This window comes from Lysobacter sp. HA18, assembly GCF_054057595.1.
The window spans coordinates 1,409,307-1,427,803 of record NZ_JBSRZL010000001.1 but is presented as its reverse complement, the minus strand read 5'-3'; the positions used below and the strand labels follow the sequence as shown (position 1 = coordinate 1,427,803).

Annotated in this window: 21 protein-coding genes and 2 pseudogenes; 10 read left to right on the top strand and 13 right to left on the bottom strand. The window is 67.6% G+C overall.

Annotation, left to right across the window (positions count from 1 at the left end; all coding sequences use genetic code 11):
- Nucleotides 1-89 precede the first annotated feature (89 nt).
- Nucleotides 90-608, bottom strand: coding sequence for a DUF1993 domain-containing protein (locus tag ACVWWW_RS07230; protein WP_027082819.1), 519 nt, complete (start codon nucleotides 606-608; stop codon nucleotides 90-92).
- Nucleotides 609-686: 78 nt separating this feature from the next.
- Here ACVWWW_RS07230 and ACVWWW_RS07225 point away from each other — a divergent pair, with 78 nt between their 5' ends.
- Nucleotides 687-1,244 carry a M23 family metallopeptidase gene (locus ACVWWW_RS07225; RefSeq protein WP_456998664.1) on the top strand — a complete coding sequence of 186 codons (558 nt, stop codon included), beginning with the start codon at nucleotides 687-689 and terminating at the stop codon, nucleotides 1,242-1,244.
- Here ACVWWW_RS07225 and ACVWWW_RS07220 read toward each other — a convergent pair.
- On the bottom strand, nucleotides 1,227-1,547 hold the full coding sequence (locus tag ACVWWW_RS07220) for a hypothetical protein (protein WP_051235050.1): 321 nt from the start codon (nucleotides 1,545-1,547) through the stop codon (nucleotides 1,227-1,229). The genes ACVWWW_RS07225 and ACVWWW_RS07220 overlap by 18 nt on opposite strands.
- A gap of 76 nt (nucleotides 1,548-1,623) precedes the next feature.
- On the opposite strand from ACVWWW_RS07220, the gene ACVWWW_RS07215 reads away from it, so the two are divergent.
- The 4 genes from ACVWWW_RS07215 (at nucleotide 1,624) to ACVWWW_RS07200 (ending at nucleotide 4,979) form a co-directional block, all read left to right on the top strand.
- Nucleotides 1,624-1,923, top strand: coding sequence for a hypothetical protein (locus ACVWWW_RS07215; RefSeq protein ID WP_196804358.1), 300 nt, complete (start codon nucleotides 1,624-1,626; stop codon nucleotides 1,921-1,923).
- A gap of 73 nt (nucleotides 1,924-1,996) precedes the next feature.
- Nucleotides 1,997-2,299 (top strand): DUF2388 domain-containing protein, encoded by a 303-nt coding sequence (locus tag ACVWWW_RS07210; RefSeq protein ID WP_027082815.1) that lies wholly within the window; start codon nucleotides 1,997-1,999, stop codon nucleotides 2,297-2,299.
- A gap of 15 nt (nucleotides 2,300-2,314) precedes the next feature.
- Nucleotides 2,315-4,114 (top strand): DUF7844 domain-containing protein, encoded by a 1,800-nt coding sequence (locus ACVWWW_RS07205; RefSeq protein WP_051235045.1) that lies wholly within the window; start codon nucleotides 2,315-2,317, stop codon nucleotides 4,112-4,114.
- A gap of 118 nt (nucleotides 4,115-4,232) precedes the next feature.
- On the top strand, nucleotides 4,233-4,979 hold the full coding sequence (locus ACVWWW_RS07200) for a transporter (RefSeq protein ID WP_027082813.1): 747 nt from the start codon (nucleotides 4,233-4,235) through the stop codon (nucleotides 4,977-4,979).
- Between the two features lie 16 nt (nucleotides 4,980-4,995).
- Here the strand turns inward: ACVWWW_RS07200 and ACVWWW_RS07195 are convergent, their stop codons facing one another.
- The 9 genes and pseudogenes from ACVWWW_RS07195 to upp all read right to left on the bottom strand — a co-directional run bounded on the left by ACVWWW_RS07195 (nucleotide 4,996) and on the right by upp (nucleotide 13,505).
- Nucleotides 4,996-5,439, bottom strand: a complete 444-nt coding sequence (locus ACVWWW_RS07195) for a cupin domain-containing protein (protein ID WP_027082812.1) — start codon at nucleotides 5,437-5,439, stop codon at nucleotides 4,996-4,998.
- Nucleotides 5,440-5,520: 81 nt separating this feature from the next.
- Nucleotides 5,521-6,237: an SOS response-associated peptidase gene (locus ACVWWW_RS07190; protein WP_027082811.1), complete on the bottom strand. Its 717-nt coding sequence runs from the start codon at nucleotides 6,235-6,237 to the stop codon at nucleotides 5,521-5,523.
- Nucleotides 6,238-6,390: 153 nt separating this feature from the next.
- Entirely contained in the window at nucleotides 6,391-7,893 is a 1,503-nt protein-coding gene (locus ACVWWW_RS07185; protein WP_036141874.1) for a M20/M25/M40 family metallo-hydrolase, read from the bottom strand.
- A gap of 224 nt (nucleotides 7,894-8,117) precedes the next feature.
- Nucleotides 8,118-8,360: a hypothetical protein gene (locus ACVWWW_RS07180; RefSeq protein WP_027082809.1), complete on the bottom strand. Its 243-nt coding sequence runs from the start codon at nucleotides 8,358-8,360 to the stop codon at nucleotides 8,118-8,120.
- Nucleotides 8,361-8,366: 6 nt separating this feature from the next.
- A pseudogene (locus ACVWWW_RS07175) lies at nucleotides 8,367-8,726 on the bottom strand (response regulator); the annotation flags it as partial.
- A gap of 60 nt (nucleotides 8,727-8,786) precedes the next feature.
- Nucleotides 8,787-9,956: pseudogene (locus ACVWWW_RS07170) on the bottom strand (PAS domain S-box protein); the annotation flags it as partial.
- A gap of 127 nt (nucleotides 9,957-10,083) precedes the next feature.
- Complete coding sequence (locus tag ACVWWW_RS07165; RefSeq protein WP_051235043.1) at nucleotides 10,084-10,455, bottom strand: response regulator; 372 nt, start codon at nucleotides 10,453-10,455, stop codon at nucleotides 10,084-10,086.
- Between the two features lie 158 nt (nucleotides 10,456-10,613).
- Nucleotides 10,614-12,737: a M13-type metalloendopeptidase gene (locus tag ACVWWW_RS07160; RefSeq protein WP_027082808.1), complete on the bottom strand. Its 2,124-nt coding sequence runs from the start codon at nucleotides 12,735-12,737 to the stop codon at nucleotides 10,614-10,616.
- A 135-nt stretch (nucleotides 12,738-12,872) separates the two neighbouring features.
- Entirely contained in the window at nucleotides 12,873-13,505 is a 633-nt protein-coding gene (upp, locus tag ACVWWW_RS07155; RefSeq protein WP_027082807.1) for a uracil phosphoribosyltransferase, read from the bottom strand.
- Here upp and ACVWWW_RS07150 point away from each other — a divergent pair.
- Both ACVWWW_RS07150 and ACVWWW_RS07145 read left to right on the top strand, forming a co-directional pair.
- The gene (locus tag ACVWWW_RS07150; RefSeq protein WP_081672040.1) at nucleotides 13,495-14,295 is read left to right on the top strand and encodes a hypothetical protein; all 801 of its coding nucleotides are present in this window, start codon (nucleotides 13,495-13,497) and stop codon (nucleotides 14,293-14,295) included. The genes upp and ACVWWW_RS07150 overlap by 11 nt on opposite strands.
- 281 nt (nucleotides 14,296-14,576) lie before the next feature.
- Nucleotides 14,577-15,131: a peroxiredoxin gene (locus tag ACVWWW_RS07145; protein WP_036141871.1), complete on the top strand. Its 555-nt coding sequence runs from the start codon at nucleotides 14,577-14,579 to the stop codon at nucleotides 15,129-15,131.
- A 3-nt stretch (nucleotides 15,132-15,134) separates the two neighbouring features.
- On the opposite strand, the gene ACVWWW_RS07140 is transcribed toward ACVWWW_RS07145, so the two are convergent.
- Complete coding sequence (locus tag ACVWWW_RS07140) at nucleotides 15,135-15,722, bottom strand: glutathione S-transferase family protein (RefSeq protein WP_027082805.1); 588 nt, start codon at nucleotides 15,720-15,722, stop codon at nucleotides 15,135-15,137.
- 39 nt (nucleotides 15,723-15,761) lie between these two features.
- Nucleotides 15,762-16,403, bottom strand: coding sequence for a response regulator (locus tag ACVWWW_RS07135; RefSeq protein ID WP_196804356.1), 642 nt, complete (start codon nucleotides 16,401-16,403; stop codon nucleotides 15,762-15,764).
- A gap of 363 nt (nucleotides 16,404-16,766) precedes the next feature.
- Between ACVWWW_RS07135 and ACVWWW_RS07130 the strand changes: the two genes are divergently transcribed.
- The 3 genes from ACVWWW_RS07130 to ACVWWW_RS07120 all read left to right on the top strand — a co-directional run bounded on the left by ACVWWW_RS07130 (nucleotide 16,767) and on the right by ACVWWW_RS07120 (nucleotide 18,492).
- Nucleotides 16,767-17,090, top strand: a complete 324-nt coding sequence (locus tag ACVWWW_RS07130) for a con-10 family general stress protein (protein ID WP_081672038.1) — start codon at nucleotides 16,767-16,769, stop codon at nucleotides 17,088-17,090.
- 105 nt (nucleotides 17,091-17,195) lie between these two features.
- Entirely contained in the window at nucleotides 17,196-18,215 is a 1,020-nt protein-coding gene (locus ACVWWW_RS07125; RefSeq protein WP_027082804.1) for a DUF4142 domain-containing protein, read from the top strand.
- Between the two features lie 79 nt (nucleotides 18,216-18,294).
- Nucleotides 18,295-18,492, top strand: a complete 198-nt coding sequence (locus tag ACVWWW_RS07120) for a hypothetical protein (protein ID WP_027082803.1) — start codon at nucleotides 18,295-18,297, stop codon at nucleotides 18,490-18,492.
- Nucleotides 18,493-18,497 lie beyond the last annotated feature (5 nt).

The window sequence follows — 18,497 nt, the reverse complement described above, 5'->3', positions numbered from 1 at the left end:
TCCTGTGCAGGAAAAACCCAACCCTGCCCGGCGCTCCGCAAAGCGCCGGTGAGCGATGGCTGACGAAATCGTAAGAACGTTGTCGGGGTTCAGGCCGGGGCGTCGGGACCGGCGATGAAGTCCATCTTGCCGAGCGGCGCGCCTTCGCGTCGAAGCAGCGCGTACGCCGCGGTGACGTGGAAATACAGGTTCGGCAGCACGAAGTTCAGCAGGTAGTCCTGCCCGGTGAAGCGCATCTCGCCCGTGCGCATGTTCAGCACGATCTCGCGCGTCTCGCTGCCGTCGATCTTCGCGCGATCGACGCCTTCAACGAGTTCGATGGTACGGTCGATCCGCGCGTACAGCTGCTCGAGCGTGGTTTCCTCGTCCGCGAGCGGCACCGGTTCCTGCCCGGCCAGTCGCGCGGCGCCGTTCTTCGCCATGTCGCAGGCGATCTGCACCTGCCGCGACAGCGGCAGCATGCCGTCGATCACCCGCAGTTCCAGCAGAGAATTCGGATCGACGCCGCGCTCGCGCGCATGTGCGGCACCCTTGTCGAGAATGTGGCGAAGATTGCGCAGGGCGCGCACGAACGCCGGAACGGAAGCCTGGTACATGGAGATCGTCATGACCGTCTCGCGGGTGGGGAGCGGCAAGAGTAGTACACCGGCATTGCAACCTGAATGCGCCTTCGGTCGGGGTTGGGCGTGAGTCGGCGGCTGCGGAGATGGCTGGCGTCGATCGCCACGCTCGTGCTCGTGGCGGTCATCGCGCGATGGGCCTGGTACCGGCCTTTCATGGACGTGCCGCGCACGCTGGTCGAACTGCATTGGGCGCCCGTGCCGACACACTTGCCGGTGCCTGTCCAAGGCGTGGCGGCGCGAGGTATCGCCGATACGTGGGCCGCACCGCGAGGTCGAGATCGCCACCACGAGGGCGTCGACATCTTCGCCAAGCGGGGCACGACGGTGACGAGCACGACGCGCGGGCTGGTGGTCGCCATTCGCGACCAGGGCCTCGGCGGACGGCAGGTTTGGGTGCTTGGGCCCGCTGGCGAGCGCCATTACTACGCGCATCTCGACGGGTGGGCGCCGGGCTTGAAGGAAGGCGATGTCGTCATGCCGGGCACCGCGCTCGGCATCGTCGGCGACACCGGCAACGCGCGCGGCACGCCGCCGCATCTGCACTACGGCATCTACACGGCGCGCGGCGCGGTCGACCCGTGGCCGCGACTGCGCGCCGGTGCGTCAGCTCGGAATCCGTAGCGCGACCATTCCGACCAGCACCGCCGCGCCCAGGATGCGACGGAACGGGCTGTCGCCATCGGTGAGTTCAAGCCACGTCCAGGCGAACAGAAAGCCCGACGCGATGAACGCGACAACGTCGTGCCATCGCGATCCGCGCAAGGCGAACGCAAGCGCGGCGAACAGCGCCCACAAGGTGATCAGCAGGTTCGGCCGCTGCACGATCACAAGGCGACCGTGCTCATCGGACAGGAAACTGCGCAGGGCGGACGACATCGCGAAATGATCACGACGCGCGGTGATCGCGTCGCGATGGACGCGCATTCACCGCGCCGAAACGGCCGTGGTCGGCATGATCGACCCATGCGGCCGTGAGCCGCGGCGACGCGAGGTGCAGGTCATGCAGGAACGGATCGAGGTCGGGCAGATGGTGTTCGTCGCGGATGGCGGCGTCGGTGTGGGCGCGGTGCGCGAGACGCGTCGCGACGAATTCGTCGTCAATATCCAGAACGCCGGTGATTTCGTGCTGCCGCTCAGCGCCGTACGCGACGTGCATTCCGGCAAGGTGGTGCTCGCGCTCGACCGGCTGGACGACAACGTGATCGAGGCGCTGCGCCACGTGCACGATGGCGAACTGCCGGAGTACGCGGTCGTCGACCCCAAGGACGGCACGCCGGACGACGCTCCGCGCACGCACTGACGGTCGGTTCAGCCGCCGCTCGCGGCCCCGCACTATCCTCGTCATCCCGCTACCGGATGCCGAACGCATGGCCCTGACCCGCACCCTGCTCGCGACCGCCGTCGCGCTCGCCCTTCCCCTTTCGGCCTCGGCCAGCAGCTTCGCCGGCAGCTCGGCGGGTTCGTCCGCCGGTGCATCGTCGAACTCGAGTGGCAGCTCGTCCGGTAACGACAAGGTGGTGATGCAGGCGCGCGACGACGCCGCCATGTTCGTCGCCACCGACGGCCAAGTTCGCGGCGCGCAGCTCGAAGCCGCGCTGCACGTCATGCGCGAACAGCGCGCAGAAGCCAAGGCCGCCAGCGACCTGCAACTCGCGATGGCGATCCTCGCCCGCTGATTCCGGTTCAACCCAGTGCGTGACGCGCGATCGATCGCGCTTGCCGCGGCGTTCGCGTTCGCGGCGCTTGCTTGCCCTGCGCGTGCGGTGCAGCTGTCGACGGTCGATGTCGGGCTCAACGACGCGCAACGCGCTACGAGCGAAGCGGTTCTCGCACACGCCGTCGAGCTGCTGCCGCCTGCGTGGTCGGCGGCGTTGGATCAGCCGCTACGTGTCGAATGGCGCGACGATCTTCCCGCGCATGTCGACGGACACTATGTTCCCGGCACGGTGAAGCTGCGTCGTGCGCTGCTCGACGAGTCGACGCCAGGTGCACCGTCGCGCGCCGCCACGGCCGCGGTGCTGCACGAGCTCGCGCATGCTTGGGATCGCTCGCCGCACGGCGGCCTCTCGCGCGATCCGCGCCTTCTCGATCTCGCCGGCTGGTCGGTGGCGCCGCTGCATGCGGGCGGTCGCGTCGCAACCAACGACTTCCGCGATCGCACGCCTGACGACTACGAGCGCACCGATCCGCGCGAATTCATCGCGGTCAATCTCGAACACTTCCTAGTCGACGCGGACTACGCGTGTCGCCGACCGGCGCTAGCGCGGTGGTTCGCGTCGCGCGCGGGCATGGCGCCGCCGCGCACCGACTGCGGTGCACCTGCGTTCGTGCTGCCGAACACCGACGGCGCAGCGGATGCATCCGCGCTGCTGACGATCGACCCGTCGCGCGTCTACGCCGTCGACTACCTGCTCGCAGGCGCCGAAAAGGCGCCGATGAGCCGCTGGGGCCATTCGATGCTGCGGCTGGTGGTCTGCGCGCCGGGGCACGGGCTCGGCCCGGATTGCCGGCTCGATATCGCCTGGCATGTGGTGCTGTCGTTCCGCGCCTTCGTCGACGACGTGCAGATCTCGAGCTGGCGCGGCCTCACGGGCGGCTATCCCTCGCGCCTGTTCGTACTGCCGATGCCGCAGGTGATCGACGAATACACCAAGGTCGAACTTCGCGATCTGACCTCGACGCCGCTGCGCCTGTCGCGCGACGAGATCGCATCGCTGCTCGAACGCGCCGCGCAGGTGCACTGGTCATACGACGGCCGCTATCGCTTCGTCACCCGCAACTGCGCGGTCGAAACCTGGACGCTGCTGCATGACGGCGTGCCGCGTCTTGCAACGATGGATCTCGGCAGCCTGACACCGACCGGCTTGCTCGCTCGACTCGCCCGCGCCGATGTCGCAGACACGTCGGTCTTTGACGACGTGGATTCGGCCCGTCGACTCGGCTACCGCTTCGACTCGCAGGCACAGCATTTCGCACAACTGTTGGACGCCGCGAAAACAGCACTGCCGATTCCCGAGCGCAAGGTCAGCGACTGGCTCGACCTGCCACCGTCGCAACGCGCGCGATGGATCGACCGAGCCGACCTCAAGGCCACGGCCGCATTGCTCGTGCTGGAAACAGCATCCCTGCGCCGAGCCGAACTACGTGCAGCTGACGAACTCAAACATCGACTTCTTAGCGGCCGCGACCCGCGCATCGCTGAGCTACGCAGCGATACGGACGCGGCGATCCGACTCAGCGCCCGCCTCGCGCGCCCAGCTTCTTTCGCGCCTGGCGGCTACGGCATGCCAACCATGGACGAACGACCGGCGATCGCGTCGCGCGTCAACGATGACGCGGCACACGCGACCGAACAGGAGGCAGCGCTGCGCACGGCCGCCGAAGCCGTGCTCGCGCCGCGTGAGAGAGTCGGTGTTCGCGACGCACGCGAGAACGTGCAGCGCCTCGGTGACCGCCTGCGCACGCTATCGGCGGCAGCCGGGTCGCTGTAGTGCTGCGCAGATCCGGGCGTTCCGCGCCGGACTCGGCGCACCGCCGCACGGCCGCACCGCCGCTAAAGCTTCGGCCCGCGAGGTCGTTGACGTCGGGATATCTGTCCGGATCGTGTCGATGACCTCCCTGCTCGCCCGTCGCCTCCTGCTCGTCGCGGGCCTTGCCGCGGCGCTGCCCGCTTTCGCCGAAGATCCGATCGCCACCGATCGCCCGGACTTCGTCGAGTCCAGCTCGACGGTCGGGCATCACGTGCAACTCGAAACCAGCGTCGCGGCAACCGCCGACGAAGGCGTTCCGCTGGAGCGCTCGATGCCGACGTTGCTGCGTATCGGCATGGGCGATGCGTGGGAGCTTCGCATCGAGACCGAAGGTCGCGTCAGCGCGGCGGGCGAGTCGGATTGGAGCGACGTCGGCATCGGCGTCAAGCACCATCTGCAGGATCGCGAAGGCATGCCGTCGATGGCCTGGATCGCGGGCGCGGAGCTGCCGACCGGCGTGGGTGCACACGGTCGCGGCGTGCGGCCGTCGCTGGAGTTCGTCGCCGAGTGGGAACTCGCGCATGACATCGGCGTCGGCGTGATGCCCGGCCTCTCGTACGAACGTGGTGATGGCGACGAGGGTCTCGCGGGTCTGTTCGCGGTGGTGGTCGGCAAGTCGTTCGCCGATGGCCATGCGCGCGTGTTCGGCGAAGTCGCGGCGCAGCGCATTCCGATGCATGGCGACGACGGCCCGGAAACCACGCTCGATGCGGGCGCGAGCTGGCGCTTCGGCGAGGACACGCAGGTCGATGTCGCCTACAGCTACGGCTTGAGCGACGCGGCCGCAGATCGCGCGTGGACGGTCGGGCTTTCGCAGCGCTGGTAAGCGATAAGGCGCGCTGTCAGTACGGCGTGCCGTCGACGTGCGTGTAGCGCTCGCCGGTCCACCGCATGTCGATGTCGGGGTAGTGGCACATGCGCGTGGTCGGTTGGCCGATCGCGACGAATACGCAGTCCACGTCGCCGTCGTTGCGCAGGCAATGACCGTTGCCGTCGCCTTTCGGGAATGCGAGTACGTCGCCGGGTCGCAAGCGTGTTTCGCCCGCGTCGTCGACCAGCACCGCTTCGCCTGAAATCATCACGACGAGCTCGTCTTCGTCCTCGTGCCAGTGACGCTGCGCGGACCATGCACCGGGCTTGAGCACGACGTGGCTGGCGCCGAAGTCTGTCAGCCCCGCGACCGGCGCAAGGCGCCGACACCAGCGTCCTTGCACGTCCTGCGCGTAGGGCTGCGGATAACCGGTGGCGTTGACAGCTGGGATGGCTTCGAGATCGATGCGCGGCATCGCGGTGCTCCGTTGGCGTCGGCGTATTGAAGCGCGATGCGCGCTGCGGTGCACACCTGTCGTCGGGAGCGAGCGTTCCGCTCAGTCGATGTCTTCGTCGTCCAGCCAGGCCTCGTCGTCGGGCGGTGGCGGAATGTCGTCCGGGCCTGCGGGCTCGAGCAATGTGTAGTCGTCGGCGTCGCGACTGCGGATGGCACGCGAGACGGGATACGCGTCGAGTTCGGGCTGCCGCATCGTCGACAGAAAGCGTTGCGCGAACCACGGGCCGGCGATCCAGTCGGCGACCTTCGATGCCGGAGTGAACACCGGGCCGTCAGGCACGAGCGGCGCCGGGATCGCGTCGTTCGGCATCGTCAGCACGGTGAAGCTCAGCATCTCCGGCGCGTCGGCGGGCCAGCGATCCCACAGCCCCGCTGCGAACAGCACCTGCCCGTCGCGCGACTGGATGAAGTACGGGCGCGCGGGCTTCACCGTGCGGTCCCATTTGTAATAGCCCGTCATCGGGACGACACAGCGACGCTTTTCCCAGGCGCGCCGATAGATGCGGCTGGATGGCGCGCGGTCGAGGCGCGCGGTCACCGTCGTGTACTTGGTTTCCGGCGTCTTCGACCAGCTCGGGATCAGACCCCACGTCGCGTCGCCGACGTCGGGGCCTTCACCCACGTCGAGAATCACGGCGGCCGGCTTGCGCACCGCGATGTTGTAGCGCTCCGGCGAATCGGCGAGCGCGTCGGCGACGCGCCCCGGAAGCCCCGGTGGCAGCGCCTCGGGCAGGAAAGCCTGGGCGAATCGACGCATGGCGCGATGGCAGCGGAAAACGATGCTGATGCCATGCGGCGTGTCGCGATGATGTGCGCGCGGACCAAGCGGCGGTGGATGACGCGAGCGTTTGTCGTCGTCGTGCAACGAAAGCACGGCCGCGATCGACGTGATCGCGGCCGTGCGAAACGATCAGCGCGCGAGCTGGTACAGGTAGTCGACGAAGGACATCACGGCGCCGTCGTAGCCCTGCACTTTCGGGTTGCTGGACTCGATGACGTAGAACTCGTCAGGCGAATGCGCGCCGCCACCGGTGCCGAGCCCGAAATGGCCCGACGCCAGGCTCAACGGCGGGTCGGTGAACACGAAGCCGGGATACGAACCCGCACCACGCGGCCACAGCAACGGCTCGATGCCGAGCGACTTCAACGTCGCGACCTGCGCGCGGATCAGCGGCGCATTCGCATCGGTGCTGGTCGGGTTGTAGCCGCCGCTCACGTTGACCTCGATGTCGCCGAAGCCGTGCTTCGCCAGGTGCGACTTCAGCGCGGCGACTGCTCCGTCCTTCGTCATGCCCGGCACCAGTCGCATGTCGATCTTCGCGACTGCGCGATGCGGCAGCACGGTCTTGCCACCAACACCCGTGTAACCCGCGACCAGGCCTTCGATGTTGATGGTCGGCTGCGAGACCAGTCGCTCCTGCGCCGCCTGCCACGGAAGGTCGCCGATCCAGTGCTGCACACCGAGCTGCTTTTTCGCCGTCGCCTCGCCATCTGGCGACGCCTTGACCGCGGCGGTCACCATCGCGCGATGCTCGGCGCTGATCGCGGGCGGCTTCGGATAACCCTCGACCGTGATCGTGTTGCCGTCGTCGGACACCAGCGTGTCCAGCGCCTTGACCAGATGCCAGGCCGGGCTGTCGACCATCGCCTTCAGCGACGAATGCACGTCCTTCGATGGACCGCGTCCCCACTTCTCGCCGCTGCTGACCAGCTCGAGTTCGACCACGCCCTTTGCGCCGAGCGTGACCGTCACGGTGCCATCGGACTCCTGCTCCGCCGACGGCATGAATACACCGACGCTCTTCTTCAGCGCGGCCGCGACGTCCGGGCGACGAACAAGCTGCGCGATATGCGGCGAGCCGATCTCCTCCTCGCCTTCCGCGACGAGCACGAGGTTCACCGGCATTTTCTTGTTGGCGCCGCGGATGGCATGCAGCGCGGCAAGGAATGCCGACTCCGGCCCCTTCTGGTTCACCGCACCGCGGCCGACGATCGCCTTGCCGTAGTCGGGCTTGTCGACGATGCGGCCTTCGAGCGGCGGCGACGACCATTCGGCAGGGTCGAACTGCTTCACGTCGTACATGAAGTACAGGCCGACCGTTTTCGCGGCGCCGGCGTCGAGCGTGGCGAACACGCCGGGCTTGCCGTCGGTCTGCACCACTTCGACTTTCTGGAAGCCCGCATCGCGCGCGAGCTTCGCCATGTACTCCGCGCCCTCCTTCGAGTTGCGGCCCTCGGCCGCGATGGATGGCAACGCGATCCAGTCCTGCAGGCGTCTCACCGACTCATCGTGGCGACGCGTCACCTCGGCGTGGATGTCGGTGCGATCGTCCGCCGCAGCGGTTGCGGCGATCGATCCCAGCGCGAGGCCGAGTGCGAGCGCGAGGACATGGGGGGAACGACGGTCGGACATGGCGGGCTCCGCGATGGATGGCCGGCCGATCCTACGATGCTGCAGAGCCTGTCTTAGCGAGTGAGCCGACGTGCGGTCGGCTAGCGCTGCATTGCATGGCTTTGCGCGCGTGGGTGCATCGTTCCTGTGGCGGCGCAGCATGCGTTGCATGCGGTTGCGCGCGCGTACGTACGAGTTACCGAAGACGGCTGGACGAATGCGTCAGCCATCGAGGTGCGCGAGTTCTACGTACGTGGCTCGCCCGCAGGCTGCGCAAGATCGCCCGCCGTCCACTTCGTCTTCTCCATCACCGCCCACATCAGCGCGATGAAGATGACGAGTCCGCCGACCGCGACCGCCCACCACATCCATGCGCCGCGAACGCGCGCTGGCGAATAGCGACGACGCTCGCGTTCGCGCATGCGCACCGGGTCGCGACGCATGGCGTCGCCATAGCGCGACGCCGGGTCGTCATCGGGTGCCGTCACGACGCGTCAGCTAGACGCTGCGGCCGTCGGAACGTGGCCTAGCAGCGCGGCCAGGCGCTTGCCGAGATCCTCGACGCGGTAGGGCTTCGCGATGAAGTCGCAGCCGTCGGGAATCGTGGGCAGCTGTCCGCGTGCGTAACCGGATGCGAGCAGCACGCGCAGCTCCGGACGAATGCGCAGCGCTTCGCGGAACAGGTCTACGCCGCTCATGCCCTTCGGCATCACCACGTCCGTGAACAACACCTGGATTTCAGGATCGCGCGTCAGGATCTCCAGCGCGGCTGCGCCTTCGTCCGCGGTCAGCACCGAGTAGCCGAGGTAGCGCAGCGATTCCACCGCCATCGCCTGCACGTCCGCATCGTCCTCGACCAGCAGCACCTTGATCGGCGCGCCGCTGTCGCCGTCGCCGAGGTCGCCATCGCGATGGTCCTTGGTTACGGGCAGGTAGAAGCTGATCGTCGTGCCCTTGTCGACGTGGCTGTCGATCGCGATGTCACCGCCCGACTGCACGGCGAAGCCGTACACCTGGCTCAGACCGAGGCCGCTGCCCTTGCCGACGTCCTTCGTGGTGAAGAACGGTTCCATCGCGTGTTCGATGACCTCGGGCGACATGCCCGTGCCCGTGTCTTCCACGGTGACGAGCACGTAGCGCCCCGGATTGCGGCGACCTTCGCGCTCCCGTTGCAGGTGCTCGCGCGTGCCGATGGTGATGCGGCCGCCCTCGGGCATCGCGTCGCGCGCGTTGACGACGAGGTTGAGCAGCGCGGCTTCGAATTCCGGCGCGTCGACGTTGACGTCGCCCAGGCCGCGGCCCAGCGACAGCTCGATGTCGATGTTCTCGCCCACGCCACGTCGCAGCACCGACTCGCCGGCGTAGATGAGGCTGTTGAGGTCGTGTACTTCCGGCCGCAGCGTCTGCTTGCGCGAGTACGCGAGCAGCTGGCGCGTGAGCAGCGAACCACGCTCGGCGGCACGCTGCGCACCTGCGATCAGCCGGCGCGTGCGCTGCGGATCCGAACTGTCGACGCCCAGCAGATCAAGGCTGTTGGTGATGACGGTCAGCAGGTTGTTGAAGTCGTGCGCGACACCGTAGGTGAGCTGGCCGATCGCTTCCATGCGGTGCGCCTGCAGCATCGCCTGCTGCGCGACTTCCAGCGCGCGTTGCTGCTCGCGGCGTTCGGTGATGTCGCGCGTAATCTTGGCGAAGCCGATGTGCTTGCCGTCTTCGTCGTACACCGGATCGATGATGACGTTCGCCCAGAAGCGCGTGCCGTCCTTGCGCAGGCGCCAGCCTTCCTTCTCGTAGCGGCCTTCGGTGCGCGCGGTCTGCAGCGCACGCGCGGGCTCGCCCGAGTTGCGGTCGTCGTCGGTATAGAACTGCGAGAAGTGCTGGCCGATGATCTCCTCGGCCTTGTAGCCCTTGATGCGCTGCCCGCCGGCATTCCAGCTCGCGATCCGCCCGTCGATATCGAGCATGTAGATCGCGTAGTCGGTGACGCCCTGGACGAGGAGACGGAACTGGCGTTCGCTCTCGCCCAGGCCAGCCTGCCGATGCGGCACCTGTTGCACGCTGCTCTCGGCCGCGCCCTCTTGCATGGTCAACCCCTGATCACTGCGACTGCTTCATGCGGATTCTGGTGACGAATCCGTGAATGCCTCGCGACGGAGTTCATTATCGCGCACGCAGCGTGAGGCGCCCTTCAGCTGGGGTTGACCCTGCAGCTCAGTGCGGACGATCGATCGTCGCGCGCACGAAGCCCACGACTTCGCGGAGCTGCTCGGGCTTCTTGAGCACGGTGCAACCGTAGCGTTCGGTGAGGCGCTCGATCGAGGCGAGGTCGCCCAGCGAACTGAAGATGATGACCTCGGGGCGTTCGGGCATCTGCTCGACCGCGGCCAGGACCTGCCAGCCATCGACGTCCGGCATCATCAGGTCGCAGACGATCAGCCGCGGCTGCAGGCCGCCTTGAAGCAGTTGCAATGCCACCTGCCCCGTCTCCGCCTGGAAGACGACATGTCCATCGAGTTCGAGCAGGTCGGCCAGCATTTCGCGCACGCGCGCGTTGTCGTCGACGACGAGGATCCGCGTTTCCATCGGGGTCCGGGGTGGTGGTGACGGCCCTGTCTAACCGACCGGAGATTCAACCGGCGTGAGGCCGCGTCCGCCCGGAAGCCGATCGTCGGAAAAAACGCGGCGCCCAAACGACGACCGGCGCCACGTGGGCGCCGGTCGAAGTGCGATCGATTTAGCGATTACCAGATGCGGACGCGGTCTTCCGGAGCGATGTACATCGCGTCGCCCTTGCTGATGCCGAACGCGTCGTACCAGGCGTCGACGTTGCGCAGCGGCGCGAACGCGCGGATCTGGCCCGGCGAATGCGGGTCGCCCACGAGCTGCTGGCGAAGCGCGTCATCGCGCATCAGCGTGCGCCACACCTGGCCCCAGCCGAGGAAGACGCGCTGGTCGCCGGTGAAACCATCGATCACCGGTGCCGGCTTGCCGCCCAGCGAACGGTGATAGGCCTCGAGGCCGAGCGTGATGCCGCCGAGGTCGCCGATGTTCTCGCCCATCGACGCCTTGCCGTTGATGTGCACGCCGGGCAGCGACGCGAAGTCGTAGCCCTCGTACTGGCCGCCGAGCTTCGCCGCCTGCGTCTCGAATTTCGCCGCGTCGTCCTTCGTCCACCAGTCGCGCAGGAAGCCCTTGCCGTCCGACTTGCGGCCCTGGTCGTCGAAGCCGTGGGTGATCTCGTGGCCGATGACGCCGCCGATCGCGCCGTAGTTCACCGCCGGGTCGGCGTCGGGATCGAAGAACGGAGGCTGCAGGATCGCGGCCGGGAACACGATCTCGTTCTTGACCGACGAGTAGTACGCGTTGACGGTCTGCGGCGTCATGCCCCATTCGAGCTTGTCGGTGACCTTGCCGATGCGCGCGCGGTCGTAATCCCACTCGAACTGCTGCGAGCGCTGCGCGTTGCCGAACGTGTCGCCGGCGACGACCTTCAGCCCGCTGTAGTGGCGCCACTTTTCCGGGTAGCCGATCTTCAGGCCGAAGTTGTCGAGCTTGGTCAGTGCTTCGGCGCGCGTGGCATCGCTCATCCACGTGAGCTTGTTGAGTCGCGCGCGCATCGCTTCCTTGATGTTCGCGACCAGCGCGTCCATCTTCGCCTTCGAATCGGCGGGGAAATACTGCGTGACGTAGTCGCGACCGATCGCCTCGCCCATCGCGTCGTCGGCGAATGCGACGGCGCGCTTCCAGCGCTCACGCTGCTGCGGCTGGCCCGACATGAACTTCGAACGGAATTCGAAGTTGGCGTCCGCGAACGACTTCGACAGCAGCGGCGCGGCCTGGTCGGTGACCTGGAACGCTTCCCACGCCTTCAGCGTATCGAGATCGGTCTCGTTGAAGATCGCGGCGAGCTTCGGCAGCGCGGTGTCCTGGCGCACGACGCCGCGCTTCGTCGCATCGACGCCCGCAGCCTTGAAGAACGCCGCCCACGGGAAGCCCGGCGCCTTGGTGTCGAGATCGGCGAGTTCGACCGGGTTGTAGGTCTTGTCGCGGTCGCGGCTCTGCGCGCGCGTCCAGTGTGCGTTCGCGATCTTGGTTTCGAGCGCCATGATCGACGCAGCACGATCGGCGGGCTTGTCCCAACCGGCGAGCTGCAGCATCTGCGCGATGTACTTCTGGTAACGCTCACGCTGCGGCGCGAACTTCGGGTCGAGATACAGATCGCGATCGCCGAGGCCGAGGCCCGACTGGCCGAGGTAGAGCGCGTAATGCTCCGGATCGCGCGCGTCGTCGCCGACCGACAGGCCGACGAAGCTGCGACCGAAGCCGCCCATCGAACGGCCCATCACTTCGGCCATCTGCGTCTTGCTCGACACCTTGCGCAGCGCATCGATCTGCGGCTTCAGCGGCTTGCCGCCGAGCTTCTCGATGCTGGCCTCGTCGAGGAAGCCCTTGTAGAGCGCGCCGACCTTCGAGGCGTCGTCGCCCTTGGCCGGGTCGGCCGGATAACTCTCGACGAGCTTGTGCACGCGCGCCTCGGACAGGTCGCGCAGCACGGCGAAACCGCCGTAGCTGGAACGATCCGCCGGAATCTGCGTGGTCTTGGCCCAGTTGCCGTTGACGTAGCGGAAGAAGTCGTCGCCCGGCTTGACCGAACGGTCCATGCCGGCGAGGTCGATACCCCACGTGCCCTGGCGCGGCGCGACCGTCGCGTCGGCCGCAGCCGACGGCGCGGACGTGCCGCTGTCGACGGGCAGCAGCGCTTGCAGGCTGCAGGTGTCGTCGAGGCAATGCGCGTCCTGCGCGTGGAGCTGGGGGGCGATGGCGAGCGCGAGGGCCGCGGCGAGCGGGAGCAGCGTGGTCTTCAAACGGGATCTCCGGGTGGCACCGGGAAGCGCCGGTGCGTTGCGACTCCGGAGCATACGACCGCGCCGCGGGTGGCCTTCTAGGCCGAAAGTCCCGGTTGGCCTGCCGCGAAGGTGACCGCGTTCACCGTCGCGACATTAGACCGCGCGCGTGCCGAAGATGCGGTCGCCGGCGTCACCCAGCCCGGGAAGGATGTAGGCGCGCTCGTTGAGGCGCTCGTCCACCGACGCGGTGACGATGTCCACGTCCGGATGCTTGGCTTCGACCGCACGCAGGCCTTCCGGCGCCGCGACGAGGCACAGCGCCTTGATGCGCGTTGCGCCCGCGGCCTTGAGCAGGTCGATCGCCGCGATCAGCGAGCCGCCGGTAGCGAGCATGGGGTCGAGGATCAGCGCGATGCGGTCGGACATGCTGCCGACCAGCTTCTCGTAGTAGCCGATCGCCGCGTGCGTGTCCTCGTCGCGCTGCACGCCGACCACGCTGACCTTCGCCGCCGGCACCAGTTCGAGCACGCCGGGCAGCATGCCGAGCCCGGCGCGCAGGATCGGCACCAGCGTGACCTTACGGCCCTTGATGCGCTGCACCTGCACCGGGCCGGCCCAGCCGTCGACGGTGATGGTTTCCGTCGGCAGGTCGGCGGTCGCTTCGTAGGTCAGCAGCGTTGCGACTTCCGATGCGAGGTCGCGGAACTCCTTGGTGCTGAGGTCGGCGCGCCGCATCAGGCCGAGCTTGTGCTGCACGAGCGGATGGCGGACTTCGATGACCTTCATGGCGTTCCCGGTGCGTGGCGAAAGCGCGAGTGTGACCGATGCGCGAAGCCTGGCGCGACCACCGCATCACTTCGCGTTCGGCAGCATCGTCTCGATGACGAAATCCCTCTCGCTGCCCGCGACCAGTGAACTCACCGAGTCGGCCGACTACGCGTTCTCGTACGCGACGATGGAGCCGAAGCCGGAAACGCCGCAGTCGTTGCTCGTGCTGCTGCACGGCGTCGGCGGCGACGAGAAGCAACTAGTCGCGCTCGGCGAGCGCGCACCGCCGGGCACGCTCGTCGTGCTGCCGCGCGGCCATCGCTCGATCGCGGGCGGACGGCTCGGTTGGTATCGCATCGGCCTGAGCGAAGACGGCCTACAGATCGTGGAGAACGAGGAAGCCGAAGCACGAGGCCGCCTGCTCGACTTCATCGCGCAGCTGCAGTCGCACTACGACATCACACCGCAACACACATGGATCGGTGGCTTCAGCCAGGGCGGGATTCTTGCGGCGAGCGCGGCGTTGTCAGCGTCGGACCGTGTCGCCGGATTCTTCATGCTCGCCGGTAGCCTGCTGCCCGATGTCGAGCCGGATGACGCGAAACGCGTGCGCGGTCTCGAAGCGCTCGTCGTGCACGGTCGCGACGACGACACGTTGCCAGTCGACGATGCACGCGACGCTGCGTCCCGACTTGAAGGCTTCGGCATCGACACATCACTTGTCGTGCATAACGGCCCGCACGAGCTGACGGACACCATGGTCGACACCGCTTCGACGTGGCTCGACGCGCGTTTGCGTCGCCCATAAAAAACCCCGGACCCGAGAGAAGTCCGGGGCTCAAGCCCTCATTGGAGAGACGCGACCTCGACCCAGTTCGGACGCGCTGCGACCCATCCCGGGACGCACGCTGAATACATCAGGTTCGTCGTTTCGCCGTCGTGATGCGGATGTTCCGGATGCGTAGCCGGCGGCGTATGCCGATGAACGGGCGGCCGTGTATGCGGCTGCTGGCCGACCGGCTGCGCTGTCCGGCGGCCGTGGCTGGCGTATAACGATCGCCACTTCGATCCGCCACACGGGACCACGCCATGAATGCCCTGACTCGCGCCACGTTCGCCGCCGTCGCCACTCTCGCGCTCGCCTCGCCCGCTGCGGCGGCACTGAAGACCGGCGACAAGGCGCCCGACTTCAAGGCGCAGTCGTACCTCGCGGGCAAGCCGTTTACGTTCGAGCTGTCGAAGGCGCTGAAGAAGGGCCCGGTCGTCGTCTACTTCTTCCCCGCCGCGCATACGCCGGGCTGCAACATGGAAGCGCACCTGTTCTCTGAAGCCAGTGACAAGTTCAAGGCCGAAGGCGCGACGGTGATCGGCCTCAGCGCCGGCAATACCGACCAGCTGTCCGCGTTCTCGACCGAGACCGAGCATTGCGGAGGCAAGTTCGCTGTCGGTGCCGACCCGGGCGCGAAGATCGCGAAGACCTACGACGCCGTGCTCGACAAGAAGCCTGAATGGTCGAACCGCACGTCGTACGTGGTCGCGCCGAACGGCACGATCGCCGCGGTCTATTCGGACCTCAATCCGAACCAGCACGTGCAGGCGATGCTGGACGGCGTCAAGGCCGCGAAGGCCGCGCCGAAGAAGTAAGCATTACGCCGGACGCGAAACGCTCACCCACGGCAAATGGGTGAGCGTTTGCACATGTGCGGCCAGCGATGGATGTCGGAGCTTCGCGAGTCCGTAGAACGCAAGGTGATCGCAGAGCGCAACGAGATGCAGGCCGAGATAGTTCGGCCTGTCGCCGAACACCGAAGCACGCGCGTCCAGCCAGTCCAGCCCTGCTTCGATCACGCCGCGCATCTTGTCGAACCGCGGATGCGTGACGTCGAGTCCGGTACGCGCGGCGAGCACCAGCTCGACTTCGGTCGCCATCATTCCGTTCAACACCGCACGCGCGTTGAGCACGTCGGGATCGTTGGTCAGAACGTCGAAGCGATCATCCGGATCATGGCGACGCACGAGCCACGCGGCAATGTGGTCGGAATCGAATACGACCTGCGCGCCGTCGACCAGCGTCGGCACTTTCATCAATGGGTTCGGCCCGAAGATCGCGGGATCGACGTCGGCCACGTTGCCGACGTCGACCAGTTCCAGCGCGATGCCGAGGCCATCGGCGAGCAGACGCACCTTGCGCGAGAAGTGCGAGCGCGGCGTCATCAGCAGGCGTGGCGGTGTCATGGATGAACTCCGCGCGCCATGCAGATCAAACGCTGTGCATCAACCGATGACGGCGAGTTCCGACCACAGGCCCTGCAGGTAACGCGGCGGCACGCGATAGAACACGCCCGGCTCGACGCTCATGCGCAGGCGCACGCTCCACTGCGCGGGGTCGATGCTCGCAAGGCCGATCCAGTCGAGCTCGGTTTCGTTCGGCAGGCCGCCGGCGTGCAGGCGCAGCAGGTAATCGCCATGCGCGCTGACGAACACGTCCGCCAGCACCGGCGTCGAGCGACGACGTACGGGCGGCTGCACCGTTTCGATGACGGGCATCGGCCGCAGGTAACGCAGTGCTTCTTCCGCGCTCGACGGCTTGGCCAGGCGTGGACGATCGCGGAACTCGCTCGGCAACGTCCACGACTCGTACGCCGTCCAGAACACGAACGGGATGCGACGCGCTTCGAGTGCGGCCGCGACCGGGAACACGGTCTCGCCCGCCAGGTTGATGTCGAGGATCGCGCCGTCGATGTCGGGGTCGCTGTCGAACAGCGACATCGCAGCCGCAACGTTCGGCACCGGGCCGATCACGCTGGCGCCGAGCGCCTCGAGATCGCGACGCATTTCGTCGGCGATGAGGTACTCGTCCTCGACGACTAGCAGCCGTCCGGGAGCGCGGGATGTCGCGAGTGAAGATGTGACCATATGCCCAATCTATCGATGCTTTGCGCCTGTGTCGACCGGCCGCGCTCGCTTCACCCGACGTGCACAACAATGACTCGTTCAAGCTGACGGGCTCGACATCGATCCTGCATCGAATCGACACCGTGAAACCCCTGCGCTAAAGCACTTCATGCGGCGAATGCGCCGTGCACCTGCGCTTCGCCCAGCGCTAATGCGACCACGCCGAGCATCGATCGCGTTCCCCGGGGCTGCGCTGCGGAAGGACGTGGTGGAAGGCGGACCCGAGCGGGTCATCGCGCAGCCCCCGGGAACCCTCGACCACTTCGATCGACGCGACGTGTCCATGGGCGCGCCGGCGGTCGCCTCTACCCCGGAGACACCCCGATGGACCTCGACACCCAGACCCCGGCGCCGCGTGGCGGCTTCAACCGCATGGACCCGAACCGCCAGCGCGAGATCGCGTCGATGGGCGGCCGCGCCGCTCATGCCCGCGGCAACGCCCACGAGTTCAGCGCCAACGAAGCCCGCGACGCCGGCCGCAAGGGCGGCCAGGCGGTGAGCCGCAATCGCGACCACATGGCGGCGATCGGCCGCAAAGGCGGCCAGGCGGTGAGTGGCAACCGCGAGCACATGGCGGCGATCGGACGTCGCGGCGGCGAAGCGACCCGCGGCGTCATGCGCACCGCATCGACGGTGGCCGCGCAGTAGGCACGGACCGGCGTCGCACATGGGCGGTCGGCCCGAGTCCAAGCCGATCGGCCCGCCGGCGCCGGCCCCGATGCGACATCCCCCAACAGCGACATGGAGAGGCTTATGACCACACTCGGATACAAGAAAGCGATCACGGTCGCGCTGACGCTCGCACTGGGCGCGTGCGCGACGACGGGAAGCGATAACGGCACCACCGGCAGCAGCGGAACCTCGGGCGGCATGGCCGCGTCGTGGAGCCCGCAGTCGACGACGTCGGGCGGAACGAGCGGCACCAGCGGATCCGGCTCATCCAACTCGACGGCGGCATCGACCGGCGTATCGACCGCGGGTAACGGCGGCACGTCCGCTTGGAACGACACCGGGTCGTCGTCGACTGGCACGTCGTCCGGCACGTCATCCGGCTCGAACACGAGCATGTCGGATCGCTACTCGGGCACCCAGCTCGACACGGGCGATACCGGCGACATGGGCGGCAGTTCGTCGACGGGACAGTCGACCGGCAGCGGCACCTCGGGCCGCAACACGACCACCGGGGCGTCGTCGACCTCGACCGGCGGTTCGACCACCTCGTCGACGCGCGCAACGTCCTCGTCCGGCCGCAGCGCGTCGAGCGGCGCGTCGTCCACGACGGGTACGGGGTCGGCGAGCGCCTCGACCAGTGCGGGCGCAGCGCCCGTCGCGCATTCGCAGGCCGAGGCGCTGGCGATGGTGGCGGCGGTCGATGACCACGAAATCCGCGCCGCGCGGCAGGCGATCAGCAAGAACGTGAGCGGCGGTGCGCGTCAGTACGCCGACATGATGATCGCCGAGCACACGCCGCACCTGGCGGCCACGCGCAAGCTCATGGGTGGCACGTCGGGTAGCGGCACGTCGTTGCAGCAGCTGACGACGATGGCGCGACAGGGCGAGCAGCAGCTCGCGTCGCTGAGCGGACAGGCCTATGCGCGTGCCTACATCGAGCGCATGGTGATGGACCACCAGATGGCGCTGCAGATGCTCGATGCGTCGATGGGCGTGGTGCGCGACGCCGCGGTGCGCACGCACCTGACCGCAACGCGCGCGACGGTGCAGAAGCATCTGGACCACGCACGCCAGCTGCAGACGCAACTCGGCACCGGCTGATGCCACGCATCGATGACGGCCGCAGCGACATCGCGGCCGTCATCGCATCGGCGACCGCATCGCACGACATGGAGCCACCATGACCACCAATCGCGACGACAACCCGCCGGGCCGCGTCAGCCGGCCCGACCGACCCGATCGTTCGCCGCAGGCGCACGAACTCGAATCACAGACCGGCTACCGCAACGCCGAGCAGCTCAATCCGCGTAACGATCGCGGGCAAGGCCCCGAGCGCACGCAGCAGCAGGGCCGCGGCAACGACGACGACCGTCGCTGACGCGG